We start from the raw sequence: 22,443 nt of genomic DNA, 5'->3' as shown, positions 1-22,443 counted from the left end.
TGGAGAAGAAAGCAAATATGCATGCCGGATCATGATTTAAGAGCATTTTGCTAGAGGCAATTTATTGTTTTTTAATAATAAAGCAAACGTTATATAGGTTATAATTATGCTGAGAGCTGATAACCGCGAGACTTGTCAAAAAATACCATTAGACTACAAAAGGGGACTTGACAGCGTGAGGTATTATTATATTGCGCGCAATTAAAATGAGAAACGGAGTACGGGTTCATGATCCAGCTTGCAATAGTTGAAGATGAAGATGCATATGCACAGCAGCTGACTGAGTTTGTTAATAAGTATCAGAGCGAGAGTGGGCATTATTTCAAGATTACCAGATTCCGCGACGGAGACGAGATAACAAACGGGTACAGAGGCCAGTTTGACATAATCCTGATGGATATCGAGATGAAGCTTATGGACGGGATGACGGCAGCAGAAGAGATACGTAAGCTCGATCAGGATGTTGTTATCATGTTCATAACCAATATGACGAACTATGCGATCAGGGGATACCAGGTCGATGCGCTCGACTATGTGCTTAAGCCCGTTAGCTACTTTGCTTTTTCCCAGAAGCTTGGAAGAGCGATAGGAAGACTCAATAAAAAGAGCAATAACATTATTTCCATAGACATGCCTTCAGGCGTAAAAAAGCTCGATATAGACAATATCTTTTACATAGAGAGTGAGGGGCACAATCTTAATTTCTACACAAGCGGAGGCGAATTCACTATAAGAGCCAAGCTCAAAGACTTCGACGAGCAGCTTTCGAAGCACGGATTCTTTAGGAGTAACAAGGGCTATCTTGTTAATCTTAAATATGTTGACGGAGTTGAGAACGGTAGCTGCATAATAGCAGGAAAGCAGCTCCTTATCAGCAGGGCAAGAAAGAGTGATTTCATGAGTGCTCTTACGGATTATATGGCTTCATTATCTTGATCATAAATACCGGATTATTTGGAGGCGCATAAGTGGACGCTATTTATCAGGATATTCCCAGAATATATACGGCAATAGCGGAATGGCTTGCATGCGTAAGCTATTGCTTTGTTCTGAAAAGAAAAGTTAATAACAAGAGATTTACTTTGTATTCTATATTGGCGCTGGTGATTCAGAGCGCTTTTCTTGTGCTCACCAAGAATCTTCCGGTTGTTTTCTGGCTCCCGTGCATGCTTATCGCGGTTGTTTTTATGTATGCCTATATGTACATTATCTGCGATGTCACGGTGAACGTTATCGGTTATTACTGCGCGAGGGCGTTTTTGCTTGCGGAGTTTGCGGCTTCGCTCGAGTGGCAGCTCGCATGCTATTTCCTTGCAAAGACTCCTTCCAAGATCGTACAGGTTATTATTTTTATCGCTGTATACGGGCTTGTTTTTGTCTGGGCTCATTACATGGAAGTCAGCATCACAAGGGGCGTTAACCAGCTTGAGATCAATACGCATGAACTGTGGGCCGCGATAGTCATCGCCGCAGCGATATTTGCGTTTAGTAATCTAAGTTTCATTTTGCAGAACACACCGTTTTCGTCGGAGGTTGCCGCAGATATCTTTTACATCAGGACGCTTGTCGATATCGCGGGTATCATGATCCTTTATGTATATCAGAGCAGGATCTGTGAGCTTCTTGCGGAAAAAGAGCTAAGAAATATTCATGCGATGCTTAAGGCCCAGTACGATAAGTACAGGAACTATCAGAACTCTTTTGACCTGATAAATATGAAATACCATGATCTTAAGCACCAGATCGCGGGGCTTCGTGCAGAGATGAGCGAAGAGGAGAGGAAAGAGTGGATAGATACGCTTGAGCAGGAGCTTGAGGCGTACAGTCCGGAGCTTCAGACGGGTAACAGTGTTCTCGATACGCTTATTGCAGGTAAGATGCTTAACTGCCGCGCCAATAACATAAAGATAACCTGTGTCGCGGACGGAAATATTCTTGATTTTATGCATGTCGCGGATATCTGTACGATATTCGGAAATGCTCTGGATAATGCCATCGAGAATGTATCTTTGATCGATGATCCGGAAAAGAGACTGATCCATATCGCGATATCACCGAAAAAGAACTTTATCCTTATCCAAATAAACAATTATTGCGAGAGCAGGCTGACAATAAAGAACGGATATCCCGTGACGACCAAGTCCGATAAAGGAAATCACGGATTCGGACTTAAGAGTATCAGATATACGGTTGAAAAATACCACGGAACGCTGAATTTTGGCGTAAATGACAAGTGGTTTGAGCTTAAAATTTTGATACCGCAATAATCCGTTCACGACAAAAATCGTACCGTTTATGACAAAAACGGCACGATTTTTTTATTGTGATAACCTCGAATTATAGTAAACATATCCTGCACTTTTCGGTTAATAAAAGTGCGAATAAAAAGGGAGGTTATATCATGTTATCTATCAATATGGACGACGTGTTAAACGTCATTTCTTCTATCAGACCTTATTTGATAGCTATCGGAATCATAATTGCACTTGCTGTTATATGCATGGTTGCGGTTATGAAAATGAAAAAGCCGGTTAAAAGGCTCATTAGAGGCACTGCGCTTGTAGCAATGATCGTTGGTATCTGCGTAAGCGTAAATATGATCTGCACAGGACCTATGCGTACAATGCTTGATCTTGTGAGCGGAAGCGGAACAATCACAAAAGAAACTTCTGACGAAGCAACCGTTCTCGCTAAGCAGATCGCGGAAGAGGGAATAGTTCTTTTGGAGAACAAGGACAACACTCTTCCCGTAGCATCGGGATCTAAGCTCAACGTATTCGGATGGGCTTCAACAGATGCGATCCTTGGTGGAGCAGGATCGGGATCACTTAACGATGCTTATGCAAAGATCTCACTTCTTGATTCTTTAAAGGATGCGGGAATTGAGACTAACGCAGAACTTACTAAGTTCTATACGGATTATAAGACAGGAAGACCTGAGGTTGGAATGTGGGCACAGGATTGGACTCTTCCCGAACCCAACGTTTCTCTTTATTCTCAGGAGCTTATAGACAATGCCAAGAATTTCTCTGATACGGCAATGATCGTTATCAGCCGTTCAGGTGGTGAGGGTGCTGATCTTCCCGCTGATATGGTTGCAGTTGTAGACGGTTCATATCAGGACGGAACAACTTATACGGCAGGTGTGTATGACGATACACTCAACGAAGGAAAAGACTGGGATGCAGGTGATCACTATCTTCAGCTTACAAACAGAGAAGAAGAGATGATCGACCTTGTATGCGATAACTTTGATAAGGTTATCCTTGTTTACAACGGAGCAAATTCTTTTGAACTCGGATTTATAAATGATCACCCTCAGATCAAGAGTGCTCTCTGGGCAGCAGGAATGGGTCACGTAGGAATGGCAGCTCTTGGCGAGATCGTAACGGGTGAGGTTAATCCTTCGGGAAAAACTATTGACACTTATGTTTATGACTATGAAAAGACACCTTGGTGGAATAACTTCGGTGACTTCAACTACACAAATATGGATGACTTTGCTTATACTTCTGTAGGATTTACAGGCACAGAGTCAACATCTATTGTTTCATTTATCAACTATGTAGAGGGTATCTATGTAGGTTATAAGTTCTATGAGACAGCAGCGCTTGAGGGACTTATCGATTATGATCAGACAGTTCAGTATCCTTTCGGCTACGGACTTTCATACACAAGCTTCAAGCAGGAGATGGGTGAGATCACAGAAGCTGACGGAAATATCTCTTTTGACGTAACTGTAACCAATACAGGCGACAAAGCAGGTAAGGATGTAGTAGAAGTTTATTACAATCCTCCTTACACAAACGGCGGCATTGAGAAGGCAAGCGCTAACCTTGTTCAGTTTGAAAAGACAGGAATGCTTGAGCCCGGTGCTTCCGAGACAGTTCACATCACATTTGCTGTAGAAGATATGGCTTCTTACGATTATCAGGATGCTAAGGGCTATGTTCTTGAGGCAGGCGAGTATGTGATCTCAATCAACTCAGATTCACACAATGTAATTGATTCAAAGACATACAATGTCGGCGAGACTGTTACATATAACGGAGATAACAAGAGAGATAGCGATCTTGTTACGGCAACAAATACTTTTGACTATGCTAACGGCGGACTTACATACCTTTCAAGAGCCGATGGATTTGCTAACTATGAAGAGGCTACAAAGGCTCCCGCAAGCTACGAGATGAGCGCCGATGCAAAGAGCACTTTCTATAATATCAGTAACTACCTTACACCCGAAGCTACGGCACAGGATGAAGATCCCGCTGCACAGGCAATTAAGACAGGAGCTACTACAACTCTTAAGCTTGCAGATCTTCGCGGCGCAGACAGAAACGATGCTAAGTGGGATGAGCTTCTTGATTCAATGTCACTTGATGATATGAACGCACTTATTTCACTTGGCGGATATCAGACCAACTCAGTTGAGTCAATCGGCAAGGTTCGTACAAATGACTGTGACGGTCCTGCTTCGATCAACAACAACTTCACACAGGTAGGATCACTCGGATTCCCTGTAGGAGTTACAATTGCAGCTACATTTAACAAAGACCTTGCTCACAGCTTTGGTGATTACATCGGAAAGATGGCTAATGAGATGGATGTATCAGGTTGGTATGCACCTGCCATGAACATTCACAGAACAGCATTTGCAGGACGTAACTTTGAGTACTACTCAGAGGACGGAGTTCTTTCAGGATATATCGCATCTGAAGCTTGTAAGGGTTCATGGGAGAATGGTGTATATGCTTACATCAAGCACTTTGCCATGAACGATCAGGAGCAGAACAGACTTGATATGCTCTGCACATGGTCCAATGAGCAGGCTATCCGTGAGATCTACCTTAAGCCTTTCGAGAGATGCGTAAAGAATGTTGATATCTGTGCGGTAATGTCTTCCTTCAACTACATCGGTAACCGTTGGGCAGGCGGCAGCAGCACACTTATGAAGACTGTACTCAGAGATGAGTGGGGCTTCAAGGGCTTTGCACTTACAGATTACTTCGGTGTTTACGGATACATGAGCTCAGATCAGGCTATCAGAAACGGTACAGACTGCATGCTCGTTAACTATCCTACTGCAACAAACAACGTACAGTTCAGAGAAACACCCGGTGCGCAGACAGCTATGCGTGATGCAACCAAGAACATTCTCTACACTGTAGTTAACTCAAGAGCTTATGCTCCCGAGAACCTTAAGATGGGCATGGCTAAGTGGCAGGTTATCATGATCGTTGTTGATGTGATCCTTGCAGCACTTATGGCATTCCTTATGTTCAAGTTCATTAAGAGATATCTTAAGGAAAAAAATACTGAGCAGGTTACTGCTGAATAAATAATTTCACGGTGGGGGGCTTTTGCCCCCTACCCTTTAAATATAGAGAGGGGAAACCCATGAAACATCAGGATATCATTGAGAAGATGACAATAGAAGAAAAGGCAGCGTTCCTTAGCGGAAAGGGAGAATGGCAGTCAAGAGATTTTGAAAGACTCGGCATTCCTTCAATCTTTTGCTCAGACGGCCCTCACGGTGTGAGAAAGCAGGCAGGAGCAGGAGACCACCTTGGACTCAACGCGTCCGTTCCCGCCACATGTTTTCCTACAGCAGCTACTATTGCAGGAAGCTGGGATGAGAAGCTTGGCGAAGAGATCGGAAGTACTCTCGGTGAAGAGGCTATGGCTGAAGGCGTTAACGTTCTTCTTGGCCCCGGACTTAACATCAAGAGAAGTCCTCTTTGCGGAAGAAACTTTGAGTATTTTTCCGAAGATCCTTATCTTGCGGGTAAAATGGCTGCTTCATACGTAAAGGGTATTCAGTCAAAAGGCGTATATGCGTGCCCCAAGCACTTTGCAGTCAATTCTCAAGAGCTTAGACGAATGGCAATGAATTCCGTGATCGATGAAAGAACATTGAGAGAGATTTATCTTACAGGTTTCGAGATCGCGGTAAAAGAGGGTAAGGCGAAGACCATCATGTCTGCATACAATGAGATCAACGGAACCTATGCCAACGAGAATAAGCATCTTTTGAATGATATATTGAGAAAAGAATGGGGCTTTGACGGAATCGTGATTACCGACTGGGGCGCTTCAAACGATCACGCGCTTGGTGTGGCGGCAGGCTCCAATCTTGAAATGCCCAACCCCGGACTTGATTCTGCAAGAGAGCTTATCGAGGCTGTAAGATGCGGCAAGATAAGACAGGAAGATGTAGATAAAAGAGTAGACGAACTCCTTGACGTTGTTCTTGCTCTTAGTGAGAACGCCAAGGGAAAGAGAGATGAATTTGACAAAAATGCTCATCATAACATAGCAAGGAAAGCGGCAGCCGAGAGTGCAATCCTTCTTAAAAACGAAAGCGCGATCCTTCCGCTTAAGAGCGGAGTAAGTGTTGCCGTTATAGGTGATTTTGCATTTGTTCCAAGATATCAGGGAGCAGGTTCTTCTCTTGTTAATCCTACCAAGATCGAAACCGTGGTTGAGATGATAGATAATTACAATCTTAAGGTTGTGGGCAAGAGTAGAGGCTATTCCAGAAACGGCGAAGAGGATGCGGCAACCAAGAAAGAAGCTCTTGATCTTGCTGCTAAGGCTGATGTGGTTCTTTTCTTCTTTGGACTTAATGAAGACAGCGAGTCCGAGGGAATGGACAGAAACCATATGAGAATACCTCAGAATCAGATCAATCTCCTTCAGGAGCTTGCACAGGTTAATCCAAATCTTGTTGGAATTATAAGCGCAGGTTCTGCTATAGAGATGCCTTGGCATCATCATTTCAAAGCGCTTCTTCACTGCTATCTCAACGGACAGGCAGGCGCAGGAGCTGTGCTCGATATACTCACAGGTGACGTCAATCCTTCGGGTAAGCTTTCCGAGACTATTCCGAGGAGACTTGAGGATACTTCATGCTATCGCTACTATCCGAGCCGCGAGAGAACTTCCGAGTACAGAGAAAGCCTTTATGTCGGTTACAGATATTATGACACCGCAAATATTCCGGTTCTCTATCCGTTTGGCTTCGGACTTTCATATACAAGCTTTGAATACAGTAATATGAAAGCAGACAGAGAAGGAGTATCATTTACCCTTAAAAATGTCGGAAGCAGGGACGGTGCGGAGGTTTGCCAGCTCTATGTTTCCTTAAAGGGTGCTGTTGTTTTCAGACCAAAGAAAGAACTGAAGGGCTTTACCAAAGTCTTTTTAAAGGCGGGAGAAAGTAAGGAAGTCAGGATCTCTTTTGACGATAAAACATTCCGTTATTTTAACGTAAAAACTGATAAGTGGGAGATCGAAGAAGGTAATTATACCGTGATGATCGGCGCAAGCAGCGCAGATATCAAGCTTTCGACAGGTCTTTTTGTAAACGGAACGACAGCGGATTATCCGTACGAGCCTTCCGGACTTTCATCATATTACTCCGGAAACGTGCAGCTTGTTGAAGATTCCGAGTATGAGAAGCTTCTCGGAAGTAAGATTCCGGACGGAAACTGGAGCGGACTTCTCGGCGAGAACGACGCTATTTGCCAGATGTACTACGCTAAGAGCGGACTTGCAAGATTTGCTTACAGACGCCTTACGGCAATGAAGAAAAAAGCCGATGAGAGCGGAAAGCCCGATCTCAACATCATGTTCATCTACAACATGCCGTTTAGGGCAATGGCGAAGATGACTCAGGGCGCTGTCAGCATGGAGATGGTAGACGGTATTGTTAAGCTTGTAAACGGTCATTTCTTTAAGGGCCTTGGAAAGATAATCGGCGGATATTTCAGAAACAGCAGAAAGAACAGAGCTTATGAGAGCATGCTAAAGAGAGCTGAATAAGCTGGTACATAAGTATATTGATTTGGAGGAAATATTATGAACTTTTGGAATGAATATGCTACCAAGCACCCAAAAGCAGCGAAGTGGATAAGAGAGGGCGGACTGTTTGTTATTGTCTCTAACGTCATCACAGTCTTTAAGTATCTGATACTTCAGTTCCTTCCCTACGCGTTTAAGGGACTCGGAGACAAGGCATTCGGTTGGCCGGGAATTCCCGTCAATCTCTTCGGAGTTGATTTTAAATGGAACATCATCGGCTATGACACAGCGCAAGGCGGACTTGCCTACTTCGCAGCGTACATGGTCGCTATGGTGATCGGAGAGTGCGTAAACTTTCCCATCCAGCGCAGCTTCGTGTTTAGAAGTAAAGGAAACATCTGGTATCAGGCAATGTGGTATTTCATCGCTTTCTGCGTGATCACCTGCATAGTTAATTCCATAAATTGTGCTTGGGTGGCAGTAGCCGGCCGGTTCGTTCCCGACTTCGTATACAACATAGGAACCACAGTCCTCAACGGCGGCGTCAGCATGATAATATTCTTCTTTGTTAATAAGATCATCTTCCCAGAGGGAGAAGCAAAGAAATAAGCATCATGCGACACCCGTGTTAAATAAAAGAAATCCTGAGTTTTTTATATTCCATAAGAGTCTTTTTGTTCCTGGGGCATCTCGTGGTCACCCAGGATTTCTTTTGCTTTTCTGATAAGATCTTTCAGAGTGTAGTGCTTAAAGTATCCTAAGTGGCAATCTGTGCCAGAATCAGTGGAAACGGCGAGAAAAGTATCCGTGGGTCCGTGATAACCAAGTGAGTTCTTTATACATCCAAGTTCTGTAAAAGTGTTCAGATCAAATATATTAGTCACAAGTAAATTATTTAAATACATGCAAGAATGTTCGGTGTCAAAAGTAAACGTTGAATATAAATTTGGATAAAAAACTTCAGTAAATCTAAACGTTGTATCATAAGAACTAATGGAAAAAGTATTTCTATATACCAAAGAACCTGTATCAACGTCATATCTGCATACATTTCCATCTGAATACGGAACAATTAAGAGTTCTCTTTTGGTGGCAGGTTCTTTATAGAAAGAGAATCCAAGCATTTGTTTATGTTGAATTGATATATTGGACAAAATTTCGCCTTCGGTATTGCATATTGAAATAGTCTGTCCGTCTGTTGCAGCGATACGTGTGCCTGAATCATTGATTTCCACATATTCCGTTTCGATCCAAGATTCACTTAATTTCACAGGGGTTAACTTTGGCTCGGTATCATTAATGTTAATGATATAGTCTTCAGGAGTGTTGGTAAAAATATCGTTGGTAAACTGTGTAAGATTTAATGAAGAGGGGTCAATGTTACTTCCGTTAAGGCCATTATAATGAGTTTTGATGCTTGCACAATATAAATATCCCTGTTCTTCATTTAAAGCGAGTCTATTTATAATACGTCCATCTCTTTTTTCTGGCGTAGGCGGGAGCAGGTACTGTTTATTTGTATTACTTTCTATATCATGTATAACAACATACTCATTATCTGATTCTATACTTGTATATAGAAGCTTACCGTCTTTGTAAGCTGTAGCATTGGGATCATGTATGGCATTCAAATCGTAATAATTTGATTCGATATTACCTGTTTTGGAATCAATGAAGTATATAGTTGAACCTGAAGGAGAGAATTCTCCTTGATCATAATTATTATGACGCATTATCAGCTTATCATTATAGACCCCAAGAATTTGAGGATCGGTATGTGCAGGACCGTTGTATCCATCTTTGATCTTGGCACTTGTAATAAATGATTTATTGGAAGGATCATAAAAATCAATAATAACATCGCTATCCTGTACATTTACTATGGCAGCAATATTATCATCAAGATAAGTAGTATAATAACCGTTTGTCACAGGAGCATCTTTATAGCTTTCCCATTCTTTGTCATATACATATACGCCGTAATAAATAATCTGGTTGCTATCTTTTTTTACCGTATAGATACCTTGACAGACCAATGCGTCACAAAGATCATCGGAAAAGTGTTTGAAAAGGAAGATATCGTTTTTATCCCCTGTAAAGGAAGGTCCTTCTTCGGTATAACAACCGGAAGCCGTTATAAAAAAGGGAACAGATGATGCCTCGTTAAGATCTATTCCATATACTATTGATGAATTAAGATCAAAGTTATGGAGCTCTTCTCCGCTTGATGCATCATATACAACAGCCGTATCTCCGGCGTAGTATGAAAGGGTATTGTGCTTTTCTTTATAGATCAGTCCGGAATCTATGATAATATCACTGCATGAAAAGTCTTCAGCCCACTTAACGGAAAAGTCTTCAGGAGATATGCGGCAAATTGTTAGACGCGAGTTTTTTAAGGTTGTCTCGTTTCGATAAATTGTACTTAACGAATTGGGATCATCTAATATAGAGAGGAACAGATCGCCATCCTCTGAAAAGCACATATCCTCAATGTCTTCAAAAGCAGACTCATAAACAGCGGTGCTACCTGAAGAAATATCATAGATACCCAATCGTTTGGTATAACTGTTTAAATCTAATAGTTTATTATTATCATTTGTGGTATAAGAAAATGCAATCTTTGTATTATCGTTAGAAAGAGCCATGTCATTTATACGAAATACGCTTATGTCAATGTTATTCATGTCTTCTATAACATTTTGAGAAAGATCATATGTATTAATAACAGAGCCGTCTTTCTCGGAGATCACAATAAATTTTCCGGTGCGAAGGGCGATAAGGATGTTATCGTCATTAGTCAGTTCGATTGGATGTTCACATTCTATTGCGCTTTCCAAGTGACCTGTAGTCCAGTTGGTTTTACCGCTTCGGGGATCAATTGAAATAACAGAGCTATTGCATATGATTATCAGATTACCATTATAGACGGCAATATAATTAGCGCATTTATTCAGATCACCTTCTGAATAAGAATAAATCTCTTTGCGTGTATCCTTATCCCAGACTTTGACATTGCCTTCGTCATCCATAGCAGCTATATTACCATATTCGGGATCTATGCGAAGCTCGACTACTTCGCTGGGAAGTTCGTACGTCCATTCAGCCTCGATGTTTGAAGTTAATTGGGGAACATAAGCTTCTGTAGCCTGTGTGATGGCTCTTACAGCCTCAACGGTCACGGGTCTGTCAGGCATTTCTTCGCTTGGAAGGGCAGCAAGAGCAAGATGAAGAGCGTCGATTCGCTGTTCATCTTCCAGGAGTTTTTCTGATTCGTTGGCAAGGTATCTGGACTGGCTTATAAGGGAAGCGCGATAGCTTTCATTGATCTGCTGCTTACTGTTAAACATGTACGCACCAAAGCCTATGGACAGAGCCATTATACCTGCAAAGACAGCAGTGAGGCGCTTCATCTTGTACTGGCGCTGTCTGTCCATGAGTTCGTTGTATTGGCAGCCTATAAGGGCAGCGGCGAGCCTTGGTATTTCAGTGTTTTTGGCCACGCGAAGAGGGAGCCTAAAGTCGCAGGAGAGCGGCTCAACAGGCTCTATAACAGTAACGGATTCACCGTTTTCGTTTATTCTCGTAACTTCTTTGTTCTTGAGGATTTCAGGAACGACATCGGCGGGTTCACCCGCGGCAAGGACTGTCAGTATATTTTCTTTGGGGTGATTTTTTAAAAAGAAATTAATCTCTCTCTCAACCCACATGGATTTGCAAGTATTGGTGGAGCATACTACTATAAGATAGTCAGCATTTGTAAGAGCATCTTCGATAGTGGCGCTGAGATCACTGGTGATCGGAAGCTCATCGGTGTCCCTAAAGATTCTCTCGATCTTTTTCATGCCGGTTTTTTTCCTTATTTTACCGGGAATATGAAAGTGCTCAAGATGCTTTTCGACATATGCCGCGATCTTGTTGTCAAGATCCGCATGTTTGTATGATATAAATGCATTATAGTGTATACTCATTCTATTTAACCCCGTTCCTTTTTGCGATTTATGATATATTAAAAATATTTTTTTACGATATATTACATAAACTGTAAATAGAATAATATATAGAGAAAGAAAAAACAAGAAAGGATTGAAAAATATACGGATTATGACTAAGAAAAAACTGGCCGCGGAGGTTATCGAGAGGCTGAAAAAAGAATATCCGGAGGCAAAATGCACGCTCGCTTATGATAAGGCATGGCAATTGCTTGTGAGTGTTCGCCTTGCGGCTCAGTGCACCGATGCAAGGGTTGATATGATCACTCCTTTGTTATATGAGAAGTTTCCGTCAATACAAGCACTTGCCGATGCTGCGGTTGAGGATATAGAAAAAATAGTCAGACCTTGTGGTCTGGGTAATTCAAAAGCCAGGGATATTTCTGCTTGCATGAAAATGCTGAGAGATAAATATGACTGTAAAGTTCCCGATACCATGGAGGAATTGCTTGCCCTTCCCGGTGTCGGAAGAAAGAGTGCTAATCTCTTAATGGGGGATGTGTTCGGAAAACCTGCGATTGTTACGGACACTCATTGCATCAGGCTCTGTAATCTTATCGGTCTGGTCGACAATATCAAGGAACCCGGAAAAGTGGAGAAAGAACTTTGGAAGATAATTCCTCCGGAAGAGGGAAATGATCTTTGCCACAGGTTTGTGCTGCATGGGAGAGCGGTATGCGTGGCCAGAAGGCCTGACTGCGAAAGATGCTGTCTAAAGGATGTTTGTAAGACAGGAAAAAAATCTTGGTCATAGAGAACCTTTCTTGTATAATAATCAGTGATAAATATTATAAATGATGTAACAAAGAGGAAGTTGGGGTAAATGAGTACACATTACAATGCTTTTATATCTTACAAACACGCTGAGCTCGATAATAAGATCGCAGCAATGGTTGAGCGTGGTCTTGAACACTATCACATTCCGCACAAGATCAGAAAAAAGACCGGCATGAAAAAGATCGAGAGGATCTTTAGGGATACCGACGAGCTTCCGATCACTAGTGACCTTAGCGGAACAATCGCAGAGGCACTTGAGAATGCTGACTATCTTATAGTAATATGCTCCACCAATACTTGCAAATCCATGTGGGTTGAAAGAGAGATAAAGCTCTTTTTAAAGAACCACACTCAGGATCAGATCCTTACGGTATTGGCAGACGGTGAGCCGGTTGATGTGGTACCCGAGATACTTAAGAATAAAGAAGTTACCAGGGTTAATGAACTTGGTATCGAGGAAACGGTAACAATACCCGTTGAGCCGCTTTCCTGTGATTTCAGACTTCCTGTAAGAGAAGCCAAAAACACTGAACTTCCGCGTCTTGCGGCAGCTCTTATAGGCTGCGGATATAACGAACTTATGGATAGACAGCGTCAGTACAAGATGAAAAGACTGACCGCTGTTTTTGCTGTGGTAATGGCTGTAATGCTTGCTTTTGTCGGCAATTTGATATACAGCAACAAAAAGGTTAATGATAGCTATCGTGCTTCTCTTGTCAGTCAGTCTAAGTATCTTGCGAATGAATCGGAGAAGCTTCTTGATAATCAGAACAGAATTGATGCGCTACATTTGGCTCTTGCGGCTCTTCCCGGTGAGGAGATGCCGGACAGACCTGTCACGACGGAAGCTCTTCGTGCGATTACGCAGGCAACAATGGCGTATGTTTCAAATGATTATAACGATATCACATCAATATGGAATTATGAGATGCCCGGAAGAATAGAAGCTCTGAATGTGGATTCCGATAATAAGTATTTGGAAGCAATGGATCAATTCGGAAATATAAAAATATGGGATACGGACAGTCATAAAGAGCTCTACAATTACAATCCCAAGAATGACAAACTTGTTCCTACATGTTTTAAGTTTATTTCCGATGGAAGAGCGATAATGTTAGGTGACTACTTTATTACATGTATCAATGTGAAAAACGGAAAGCCTGATTGGGAGCAAGCAATTGATGAGTCTTGTACGGATAAAGCCATTAATTTAACTAAGGACGGGAATATATTGCTTGCGTTGTCTGATAGATCATTTCGTATATATTCACAGGAAGATGGAAAAGTAATAGATGAATATAAGCTTCCGGAAGAGTTTAAAGATTCTTTAGATGGATGGGTTAGAAATACCTGTTTATCTCCGGACAATACAAAGATTGCCTTTAGTTTTACCGATAAAGAACAAAAAACCGGAATCGGAGTATATGATATAACATCCGATAAAGCAATATCCAAAATGACGGACGGGGAATATACGGCGGATATACTTTTTCCTACAAATGACGAGCTGTTTTTGGCATATCCTGAAGATCCAATGAACAGCAATACCAGATTATCTTCATTTTATATATGTAAGACAGATCGCGATATGATTTACTGTCTTGATCCGGATGATCTTTCTGAAAAATGGACCAATGAATTAATAACCAATGATGTCAATTATGAATCGGATTTTATTTATATAGAAGCCAATAATTCTATAGCTTACTATTCCGGTGATACTTCAGATATTTGGGATGTGGCAACAGGAGAGAGACTTCATCATTTCACTCTTAACTCAGCCATTGTTTATGCTTATATTAGCAAGGATCAGTCTTCACCGAGTTATATAACCCTTAACGGTAGCATGGCAAGATCTACGTCTTCCGATCCCGAGGATAAAGATACTATCAGTTCCATGGAATATTTTATTGATAATCTTGGAAAAGGCACGGTTGGAGCTGGATGTTTGTTTTTATCTCAAAATAACGGGAAAAGTATAACTCAGTATTCCTACGATTCATATGATAAAGAATGGAAAGCGTATGATGCTTCTCCCAAGACGGATAATATCTATTATTCATATATGGATGATAATGTTGCCGCTGTACTTCTTGATGAAGAAGAGAGCGTGATATTGGACCTTTATGATCCTAATGATAAGAAGTATAACAAAAGAGTTGTTTTGGCCGAGCCCGGAAGTGAAGAGAAAGCGTACCATTTTACTTGCCTTGGAACTTATGACGGAAAACTGCTTTTGAACTATAAAAATACTGTGTCCGGTGATGAACTTAGAGTTTATTTCGTCGATTATAAGACCGGAGAATACACATCGGAGAAGATAAATAAGTTTTCTTATTCATCAAATGACATTCCTATATACGAAAACGGTAAGATTGTTTATATCGAAATGAATGGTTTTGAAAACCAATTTATATCAGTATATGATATTGCAACGCAAAAAACCGATAAATATCGTCTTCCTATAGATGAATATATTTGGATCGAAAACCTTTACTACTTTGAAAAGCAAGGCTTTATCTATGCCCCTGTGACAAATAAATTAAATGGGTCGCAAGATGCTAAAAAGCCGGACTATATCATTGATATAAATGAAAACGAGATATATCCCGTAGTTTATGACGATGATTGGAATGATACTGTATGTGTATCGATGAATGATGACGGAAGCTTGTTCGCTGTAACTGACGAAAAGAACATAATCATAAAAGACATAAAAAACAATGATATAGCTTCTATTCCGATTCATGATGTAAAAATGCGAAGACCTGTTTTTGTAAAAGAAAAAGATAGTGAAAAGGATCTTCTTATTGTTCCATTTACTGACGGTAATCTATGCAGATATGATGCAATGACGGGAAATCTTGTAGGGATGACGGAATATACTACAAACAGTACAGCGGACTATGAGAGTACCTTTACCTTTGATACAGAACATTCATGCATATATTTTCATTATTCAACAATAACCAATATTTTCGATATGGACAGCTATATTGAACTGGGGTATCTTACATCAAGCATGGGATACCACAAACCTACGGATACCTTCCCGTGTTTGGCGAAGAATGAGAACGGTGAAAAAAGCCTCGGCTACTTCCGTCATTACAACTTAGACGACCTTATCAAAAAAGCCAAAGACATCCTGAAGGATCACGAGATGCCACAGGAGCAGAAGGACGCTTACGGAATAGGATGATATAGGTGTCAAAAGTCAAAAATGCGTACATGCTTGCATGTTAAGCATTTTGACTTTATGACCCGAACAAACATGAGGAAATAGCAATTTACGTAGTGAATTGACGGTTTCCGAATGTTTGTAGAATTGCGAAAATGACGTAAGTCATGTAGCAATTCGCATATCATGCAAGGGATAAAATAAGTATTATGAGATTAAATGAGCTGCTGAAATTTAATAACATAACCATTCAGTGTCACGACAATCCGGATGCCGATGCGCTCGCGTCGGGATACGCTCTTTTGTGGTACTTTGAAAAGATGGGTAAGAAGGCAAAGCTCATATACAAAGGCAAGAACAAGATTCAAAAGAGTAATCTCAAGATCATGCTCGATAAGCTTGAAATTCCGGTTTCGTACGAGCCCGAGCTTGATAAAGTGAAGGGGCTTCTTGTCACCGTTGACTGTCAGTACGGGCAAAAGAATGTATCCAAGCTAAAGGCAGATCACATTGCGGTCATCGATCATCACCAGAAATCGGCCGATCTTCCGAAGTTTTCCGATGTAAGGAATAACCTTGGAAGTGCATCGACGCTTGTCTGGGACCTTATCAAAAAAGAAGGTCTTGATGTCAACGACAATCCGCTTTTAGCAACAGCTCTTTACTATGGACTCTATACAGATACCAACAAGTTTTCCGAGGTTTCGCACCCGTTAGACCGCGATATGCAGGACGAGCTTATCGTAAACAAGAGCATTATCGTGGAGATGAGTAATTCCAACATTTCGCTGAACGAGCTCAAGATCACGGGCAACGCGATCCTTAACTATAAGTACTTCAAAAAAGAAAAGTATCTCATCATACATGCGGAAGCATGCGACCCCAACATTCTCGGCGTAATGAGCGACTTTTCGCTTGAGACTGCGGGCGTTAACGTTTGCCTTGCCTATTTTGTAAGTCCCATGGAAGTGAAGTTTTCCGTTCGCAGCTGCGTAAAAGAGGTTCACGCCAATGAACTTGCGGCATTTCTTGCAGGCGACCTCGGCGGCGGAGGAGGCCATATATTCAAGGCCGGGGGCTCTCTTAGACCGGAGAAGCTAAAGCAAAAGTACAAAGAGAATAAAGATAAAAAAGATAAAGGCTCGGGAAAGCTCGAAGCGCTTGCCACAAATTACCTTCATAAGCGCATGAAAGAGTATTTTGACATGTACGAAGTCATCTATGCAAAAGAAACTACACTTGGCATGGACGGCATGAAGAAATACGTGAAGATCCCGCAGGAGTTCGGTTATGTGAAGCTTACCGACGTATTCCCCAAGGGGACTTTGATCACCGTCAGAACCTTAGAGGGCGATATCGACATAACTATAGATAAATCGCATTATCTCATGGTCGGAATCACGGGCGAGATCTATCCTATAGCAAAAGAAAAATTCAAAAAGAGCTACAAGATGCTTGATGACAGCTTTGACAAAAAGTTTGAATACGATCCCAGCATAAAAAACAGTGTCACAGGTGAAAAGAAATCCGTCATGGCTTATGTTAAACATGCTGTGAGCAAGGGAAATGTCAGCATCTTTGCCCGTCCTCTCGATAAGTGCGTAAAGCTCTTTACCGCTTGGGATGACGAAAAATATTATTCGGGCGGTATCGGCGATTACATCGCTTTCAGAGAAGACGACCCGCATGATATCTACATCATAAAGAAAGATCTTTTTGATCAGCTGTATAAAGAGGCAAAAATGTAAAGAACACCCACGAAGAACAATATCTTCGTGGGATTTTTTATTTAATACCCCATATGACAAAAGAAAAAAGCCATGCATCAGGCTTATGGTTTCGGGAAGTCGCGCTCCTCATATTCCGGAGCTCAGACCGATATGTAGATTAAGCGACAGTGATTTTCTGGATGAGATCAGTCACTTCGAAGGTACGCCTTCGGAAATATTGAATAACAAGGAAATTGTGGAATTCTTTATGCCTCTTCTCAGAGCGGATTTCACTATGGATGAGCAGTATGTTTTGCAAGACAAAGTAAAGCTTTCGTGTCCTATATTTGCTTTTTACGGAGCGAATGATTCCGAAGCGGACGGAAAGGATATGGATAAATGGAAGATTTATACAGATTCGTTTGGAATTAAGCAATTTAAAGGAAAACATTTTTTTGTAAAAACAAGTATGGAAAGTGTGATAGAGGAAGTAAACAGGCAATTGGAATAGTCTTTAAGGGATAATCATGGATAATTATAAGCACGAGTGGTATGGAAATAAGGCTACTGTAATAGAAAATAAAAAAGAAAAAATGGTAATTGATTACGGTTGCCCCGGAAAAGGAGTTATTACAAATTATAATCTTTTTCCCGGAATACAGATGGGCTTTCTTGATAAAGAAGCATTTTGAAAAAGCAGGTATCATAACCGGTAAGGAAAACAGAAACGTTGCCTGAATAAAAAAGAAACGTTAGAACGGTGCTACTTTACTGAACCCCGGTCATAAATAGTTTATATTAGTTTATAAACTATTTATTTGACGTATTTTTTTTACTAAAATACAATATACATATATTCAGAACTATGTGCGTAAGTATGATAGTCAAAAAAGTAACAATCTATGAATGAGGGGTCTCCATATGGATTCTAACGGGCTTAATGCAGAACAGCAAGCTTTGCTTGCAAGTATAATGGGTAAATCACCTCAGCAAGGCGGCGGGGGAATGGCCGCAAATCCTGCAGCAGCTGCAGCTTCTGCGACACCGGCGGCAGCATCTCCGGCAGACTCGGGAAAAATGTTGTCCCAGGCAGAGATAGATGCTCTTATCGCATCTATGGGTAAGTAAGTGCATGATGCACCGATTTAATAAGGTGAATTGGTAAAAGATCAACCCGGCAGGAATACTGCCGGGATTTTTTTGACTTAAAAAGCGCTCAAAAAGCTTGTTTTGTGTGAAAATGTAGCATATTTTATTAAAATGTATTATCATTAAATTGTATAAATGTTTATTGTTTTTCACTAGTCTGTTTAGTTGGAGGGTGACATCATGTATATAGCGATGCAATGTAGTGACAGTAACGGAACTCTCAACACGGAAGTGTGTACTTTCTACGGAATCAGGTATGATACGAGATACAGATCGGCGGTAATATCAACCGAGCATCTCAATCACGACTATGTTGTTCCCATGGATCCGAAGGACTATGAGAACGCCGTAAAGCAGATAATGGAAGCCATGAAGGAGCGTGTCGAGCTCATAAATATCGAGCAGGGCATTGTCTGCCGCGGAAGAAAAGGCGAGTCAAGGCACGTAGAGCCGCAGAGACTTGTTATCAAACCTGTTTAACCAATAAAAACACGAGGGGGTTCAGATGAGCAAAAAAATATTGGTTGCGTACTTTTCAGCAAGCGGAGTAACTGCCAGCATCGCCAATCAGTTGGCGGCGGAGATCGGTGCGGATATCTATGAGATAGCGCCCAAGAACAGATATACTTCTGAGGATCTTAACTGGCAGAATGAGTTTTCAAGAAGCAGCATTGAGATGAAAGATATAACATCGCGCCCGGAACTTGCGGACGGCAATGCCAGCGTTGAAGGCGCGGATGTCGTTTTTATCGGCTTTCCGATCTGGTGGTACACGGCACCTCATATCATCAACTCATTCCTTGAGGAATACGAGTTTTCCGGTAAGCATGTAGTTCTTTTTGCTACTTCCGGAGGAACCGATATCGATAAGAGCGTAAAAGACCTCCAGAATACATATACACGTATCCATTTCGACGGAGGAAGGAAGTTCAATGTGGGAATTTCCCGCGATGAGCTTAAAAACTGGGCTAATAAATATATACAGTAAGTTTTATGATGAGCGTTAGGGCTGCCGAAAAAACGGCAGCTCTTATTATTTGACAACAGTCCCGCGTGTGGTAAAATTTTGAGGTAATAATAATGAGGTCAGGGGCAAAATTTCATTATGCCCCTGACTGATGACACGAATTGCTTCGTTACAAGTAACTCTCGCAATTCTAAAACATTCGGAATCCGCACAAATGCTACTTCCTCATGTTTTGCGGGTCTCAAAGTCATAACGCTTATCATGCAAGCATGAACGCATTATGACCTTTTTACCCTGTCATCATAATAATTGGAGGAGAAAAAGTATCTCATGTCAGAAGTATACAATCATCACGCAATAGAAAGTAAATGGCAGAAATATTGGGAAGAGAACCAGACATTTAAGACAGACGTTTGGGATTTTTCCAAGCCCAAATATTATGCCCTTGATATGTTCCCTTATCCGTCAGGTGTAGGTCTTCACGCAGGACATCCCGAAGGATATACGGCTACAGATATCATGTCACGTATGAAGAGAATGCAGGGATATAACGTATTGCATCCCATGGGATACGATTCATTCGGTCTTCCTGCTGAGCAGTATGCGGTTACAACAGGTAACCATCCTGCCGGATTCACAGAGAAGAATATAGAGACTTTTTCCAAGCAGCTCAAGGAGCTTGGATTTGACTATGACTGGTCCAAGATGGTAGCAACAAGCGATCCCAAGTTCTACAAGTGGACACAGTGGATCTTTAAGAAATTGTATGAAGACGGTTATGCCAAGCACATCGATATGCCCGTTAACTGGTGCGAGGAGCTGGGAACGGTTCTTTCCAACGATGAGGTAATCGACGGTAAATCAGAGCGTGGCGGATATCCCGTTGTTAAAAAGATGATGAAGCAGTGGGTTATCGATCAGCAGGCTTTCGCTGAGGAGCTTCTTGACGGACTTAATGAGATTGACTGGCCCGAGTCAACCAAGGAGATCCAGCGTAACTGGATCGGTAAGTCAACCGGTGTTGAGGTTGATTTCAAGATCGTAGGCGGCGGAGAGTTCTCAATCTTCACGACATGTATCGAGACCATCTACGGTATTACCTTTATGGTACTTGCTCCCGACGGAGAGATCGTTAAGGGACTTTTGGACCGCGTTGAGAATCTAGACGAGGTTCAGGCATATATAAATGAGACACTTAAAAAGAACGATCTTGATCGTACAGATCTTAACAAGACCAAGTCAGGATGCCCTCTTAAGGGAATCTATGCGATCAACCCCGTAAACGGCAAGGAAGTGCCTTTGTTTATCGGTGACTTCGTTCTTGCAAGCTACGGTACAGGTGCCGTTATGGCCGTACCCACACATGATCAGAGAGACTTTGAGTATGCTGAGGTTCACGGACTTCCGCTTATTCAGGTCATCAACAATACAGAAGGAACAGTCGATGTTTCAGGACATGCATTTGAGAAGCAGGATTATCTCGGCAAGGGCTGCATCCTTATGAATTCCGAAGAGTTCGACGGAATGACTGTAGAAGATGCCAAGAAAGCCATCACCAAGAAGCTCGTAGATATGGGCGTTGCAAGAGAGAAGGTCAACTATCACTTCCGTGAGTGGATCTTCGCAAGACAGCGTTATTGGGGCGAGCCCGTTCCCTGCGTATACAAAGAAGACGGAAGCATTGTTTTCCTTGATGACAGCGAGCTTCCCGTTGTTCTTCCCGAGCTTGAGGATTACAAGGGACGCGGAGGCAAGGCGCCTTTAGAGAACGCAACAGAGTGGAAAGCATATGACAAGAACGGACTTAAGGGAACAAGAGAGACATCAACCATGCCCGGTTCCGCAGGTTCTTCCTGGTACTATTTCAGATATATCGATCCCGATAACGATAAAGAGTTTGCCAATCAGGAACTCCTTAAGCACTGGATGCCGGTTGATCTTTACATCGGCGGTCCCGAGCACGCTGTAGGACACCTTATGTACTCACGTATCTGGAACCGTTTCCTTTATAACAAAGGCCTTTCACCGGTAAAAGAGCCTTTCAAGAAGCTTGTTCATCAGGGAATGATCCTTGGTGAGAACGGTATCAAGATGGGTAAGAGATTCCCTGAGTTTGTTGTTAACCCCAGCGATATTGTAAACGAGTATGGAGCTGATACGCTTCGCCTGTATGAGATGTTCATGGGACCTTTGGAAGTATCTAAGCCTTGGAACTCCGCAGCCGTTACAGGCGCAAGAAAGTTTATCAACCGCGTATTTACTTTCTTTACAGAGCCTGCAAACATCACTGATGACAACAACGGCAATCTTGAGAAAGTTTATCATCAGACAGTTAAGAAGGTCACAGGTGATTTCGAGGCACTTGGCTTTAATACAGCCATAGCTCAGATGATGATCTTTGTTAATGCGGTATACAAGGAAGGAAAGTGCCCAAGAGAGTATGCCGAGAACTTTATTAAGATGTTGTCATGCATCTGCCCTCACGTTGGTGAAGAGATCTGGCAGAAGCTTGGACACGACAATACTATTGCCTTCGAGCCTTGGCCCACATTTGATGAGTCTAAGTGCGTAGAAGACACAGTAGAGATCGCAGTTCAGATCAACGGTAAGGTTAAGGCCACACTTGCTATCGGCAAGGAAGATCCCAAAGACGAAGTTATCGCCAAGGGTAAAGAGCTCATCGCTGACAAGCTTGATGGCAAGACTATCGTAAAAGAGATCTATGTTCCCGGCAGGATCGTGAATATAGTAATTCGATAAGAATCCGCTTAAAGTATTCAAAGGATATTACGAGGCAAACCCCCGTAATATCCTTTTTCATATTATGATATAATTAATCTAAGTATTGCCAATTTTAAATAACTGAGG

Annotated in this window: 15 protein-coding genes; 14 read left to right on the top strand and 1 reads right to left on the bottom strand. The window is 41.8% G+C overall.

The genetic code is table 11. The features are described 5' to 3' along the window. Positions 1 to 228 precede the first annotated feature (228 nt). From D6853_RS10035 to D6853_RS10015, 5 genes are all read left to right on the top strand, one after another. Positions 229 to 936, top strand: coding sequence for a LytR/AlgR family response regulator transcription factor (locus D6853_RS10035; RefSeq protein ID WP_120657865.1), 708 nt, complete (start codon positions 229 to 231; stop codon positions 934 to 936). Between the two features lie 32 nt (positions 937 to 968). After that, positions 969 to 2,267 (top strand): GHKL domain-containing protein, encoded by a 1,299-nt coding sequence (locus D6853_RS10030; protein ID WP_120657864.1) that lies wholly within the window; start codon positions 969 to 971, stop codon positions 2,265 to 2,267. A 134-nt stretch (positions 2,268 to 2,401) separates the two neighbouring features. Continuing rightward, positions 2,402 to 5,338, top strand: a complete 2,937-nt coding sequence (locus D6853_RS10025; protein ID WP_120657863.1) for a glycoside hydrolase family 3 N-terminal domain-containing protein — start codon at positions 2,402 to 2,404, stop codon at positions 5,336 to 5,338. A gap of 59 nt (positions 5,339 to 5,397) precedes the next feature. Next, the gene (locus tag D6853_RS10020) at positions 5,398 to 7,824 is read left to right on the top strand and encodes a glycoside hydrolase family 3 C-terminal domain-containing protein (protein ID WP_120657862.1); all 2,427 of its coding nucleotides are present in this window, start codon (positions 5,398 to 5,400) and stop codon (positions 7,822 to 7,824) included. A gap of 36 nt (positions 7,825 to 7,860) precedes the next feature. Next, positions 7,861 to 8,412 (top strand): GtrA family protein, encoded by a 552-nt coding sequence (locus D6853_RS10015; RefSeq protein ID WP_120657861.1) that lies wholly within the window; start codon positions 7,861 to 7,863, stop codon positions 8,410 to 8,412. 44 nt (positions 8,413 to 8,456) lie between these two features. On the opposite strand, the gene D6853_RS10010 is transcribed toward D6853_RS10015, so the two are convergent. Beyond that, positions 8,457 to 11,774 (bottom strand): TIR domain-containing protein, encoded by a 3,318-nt coding sequence (locus tag D6853_RS10010; protein WP_120657860.1) that lies wholly within the window; start codon positions 11,772 to 11,774, stop codon positions 8,457 to 8,459. 133 nt (positions 11,775 to 11,907) lie between these two features. Between D6853_RS10010 and D6853_RS10005 the strand changes: the two genes are divergently transcribed. The 9 genes from D6853_RS10005 to leuS all read left to right on the top strand — a co-directional run bounded on the left by D6853_RS10005 (position 11,908) and on the right by leuS (position 22,335). Then, complete coding sequence (locus tag D6853_RS10005) at positions 11,908 to 12,549, top strand: endonuclease III domain-containing protein (RefSeq protein WP_120657859.1); 642 nt, start codon at positions 11,908 to 11,910, stop codon at positions 12,547 to 12,549. Positions 12,550 to 12,618: 69 nt separating this feature from the next. After that, on the top strand, positions 12,619 to 15,771 hold the full coding sequence (locus tag D6853_RS10000) for a toll/interleukin-1 receptor domain-containing protein (RefSeq protein ID WP_120657858.1): 3,153 nt from the start codon (positions 12,619 to 12,621) through the stop codon (positions 15,769 to 15,771). A 188-nt stretch (positions 15,772 to 15,959) separates the two neighbouring features. Next, the gene (locus tag D6853_RS09995; RefSeq protein ID WP_120657857.1) at positions 15,960 to 17,498 is read left to right on the top strand and encodes a DHH family phosphoesterase; all 1,539 of its coding nucleotides are present in this window, start codon (positions 15,960 to 15,962) and stop codon (positions 17,496 to 17,498) included. Continuing rightward, positions 17,467 to 17,970: a thioesterase II family protein gene (locus tag D6853_RS09990; protein WP_256372402.1), complete on the top strand. Its 504-nt coding sequence runs from the start codon at positions 17,467 to 17,469 to the stop codon at positions 17,968 to 17,970. The genes D6853_RS09995 and D6853_RS09990 overlap by 32 nt, the downstream gene beginning before the upstream one ends. Before the next feature lie 16 nt (positions 17,971 to 17,986). Next, the gene (locus D6853_RS15310; protein ID WP_158588725.1) at positions 17,987 to 18,151 is read left to right on the top strand and encodes a hypothetical protein; all 165 of its coding nucleotides are present in this window, start codon (positions 17,987 to 17,989) and stop codon (positions 18,149 to 18,151) included. A gap of 229 nt (positions 18,152 to 18,380) precedes the next feature. Beyond that, the gene (locus D6853_RS09985; protein ID WP_120657855.1) at positions 18,381 to 18,587 is read left to right on the top strand and encodes a hypothetical protein; all 207 of its coding nucleotides are present in this window, start codon (positions 18,381 to 18,383) and stop codon (positions 18,585 to 18,587) included. A gap of 201 nt (positions 18,588 to 18,788) precedes the next feature. Further along, complete coding sequence (locus D6853_RS09980) at positions 18,789 to 19,088, top strand: hypothetical protein (RefSeq protein WP_120657854.1); 300 nt, start codon at positions 18,789 to 18,791, stop codon at positions 19,086 to 19,088. A gap of 25 nt (positions 19,089 to 19,113) precedes the next feature. Then, positions 19,114 to 19,596 (top strand): flavodoxin, encoded by a 483-nt coding sequence (locus D6853_RS09975; protein ID WP_120657853.1) that lies wholly within the window; start codon positions 19,114 to 19,116, stop codon positions 19,594 to 19,596. A gap of 309 nt (positions 19,597 to 19,905) precedes the next feature. Beyond that, positions 19,906 to 22,335 carry a leucine--tRNA ligase gene (gene leuS / locus D6853_RS09970; protein WP_120657852.1) on the top strand — a complete coding sequence of 810 codons (2,430 nt, stop codon included), beginning with the start codon at positions 19,906 to 19,908 and terminating at the stop codon, positions 22,333 to 22,335. Positions 22,336 to 22,443 lie beyond the last annotated feature (108 nt).

The organism is Butyrivibrio sp. X503, from assembly GCF_003625475.1.
GTDB lineage: Bacteria > Bacillota > Clostridia > Lachnospirales > Lachnospiraceae > Butyrivibrio.
This window is presented reverse-complemented; position numbering and strand designations above follow the sequence as displayed.

Excerpts from the sequence above, each read along its gene's own strand:
- D6853_RS10035 (WP_120657865.1), top strand. The coding sequence starts at position 229 with ATGATCCAGCTTGCAATAGTTGAAGATGAAGATGCATATGCACAGCAG.
- D6853_RS10025 (WP_120657863.1), top strand. The coding sequence starts at position 2,402 with ATGTTATCTATCAATATGGACGACGTGTTAAACGTCATTTCTTCTATC.
- D6853_RS10020 (WP_120657862.1), top strand. The coding sequence starts at position 5,398 with ATGAAACATCAGGATATCATTGAGAAGATGACAATAGAAGAAAAGGCA.
- D6853_RS10015 (WP_120657861.1), top strand. The coding sequence starts at position 7,861 with ATGAACTTTTGGAATGAATATGCTACCAAGCACCCAAAAGCAGCGAAG.
- D6853_RS10010 (WP_120657860.1), bottom strand. The coding sequence starts at position 11,774 with ATGAGTATACACTATAATGCATTTATATCATACAAACATGCGGATCTT.
- D6853_RS10005 (WP_120657859.1), top strand. The coding sequence starts at position 11,908 with ATGACTAAGAAAAAACTGGCCGCGGAGGTTATCGAGAGGCTGAAAAAA.
- D6853_RS10000 (WP_120657858.1), top strand. The coding sequence starts at position 12,619 with ATGAGTACACATTACAATGCTTTTATATCTTACAAACACGCTGAGCTC.
- D6853_RS09995 (WP_120657857.1), top strand. The coding sequence starts at position 15,960 with ATGAGATTAAATGAGCTGCTGAAATTTAATAACATAACCATTCAGTGT.
- D6853_RS15310 (WP_158588725.1), top strand. The coding sequence starts at position 17,987 with ATGGATAATTATAAGCACGAGTGGTATGGAAATAAGGCTACTGTAATA.
- D6853_RS09985 (WP_120657855.1), top strand. The coding sequence starts at position 18,381 with ATGGATTCTAACGGGCTTAATGCAGAACAGCAAGCTTTGCTTGCAAGT.
- D6853_RS09980 (WP_120657854.1), top strand. The coding sequence starts at position 18,789 with ATGTATATAGCGATGCAATGTAGTGACAGTAACGGAACTCTCAACACG.
- D6853_RS09975 (WP_120657853.1), top strand. The coding sequence starts at position 19,114 with ATGAGCAAAAAAATATTGGTTGCGTACTTTTCAGCAAGCGGAGTAACT.
- leuS (WP_120657852.1), top strand. The coding sequence starts at position 19,906 with ATGTCAGAAGTATACAATCATCACGCAATAGAAAGTAAATGGCAGAAA.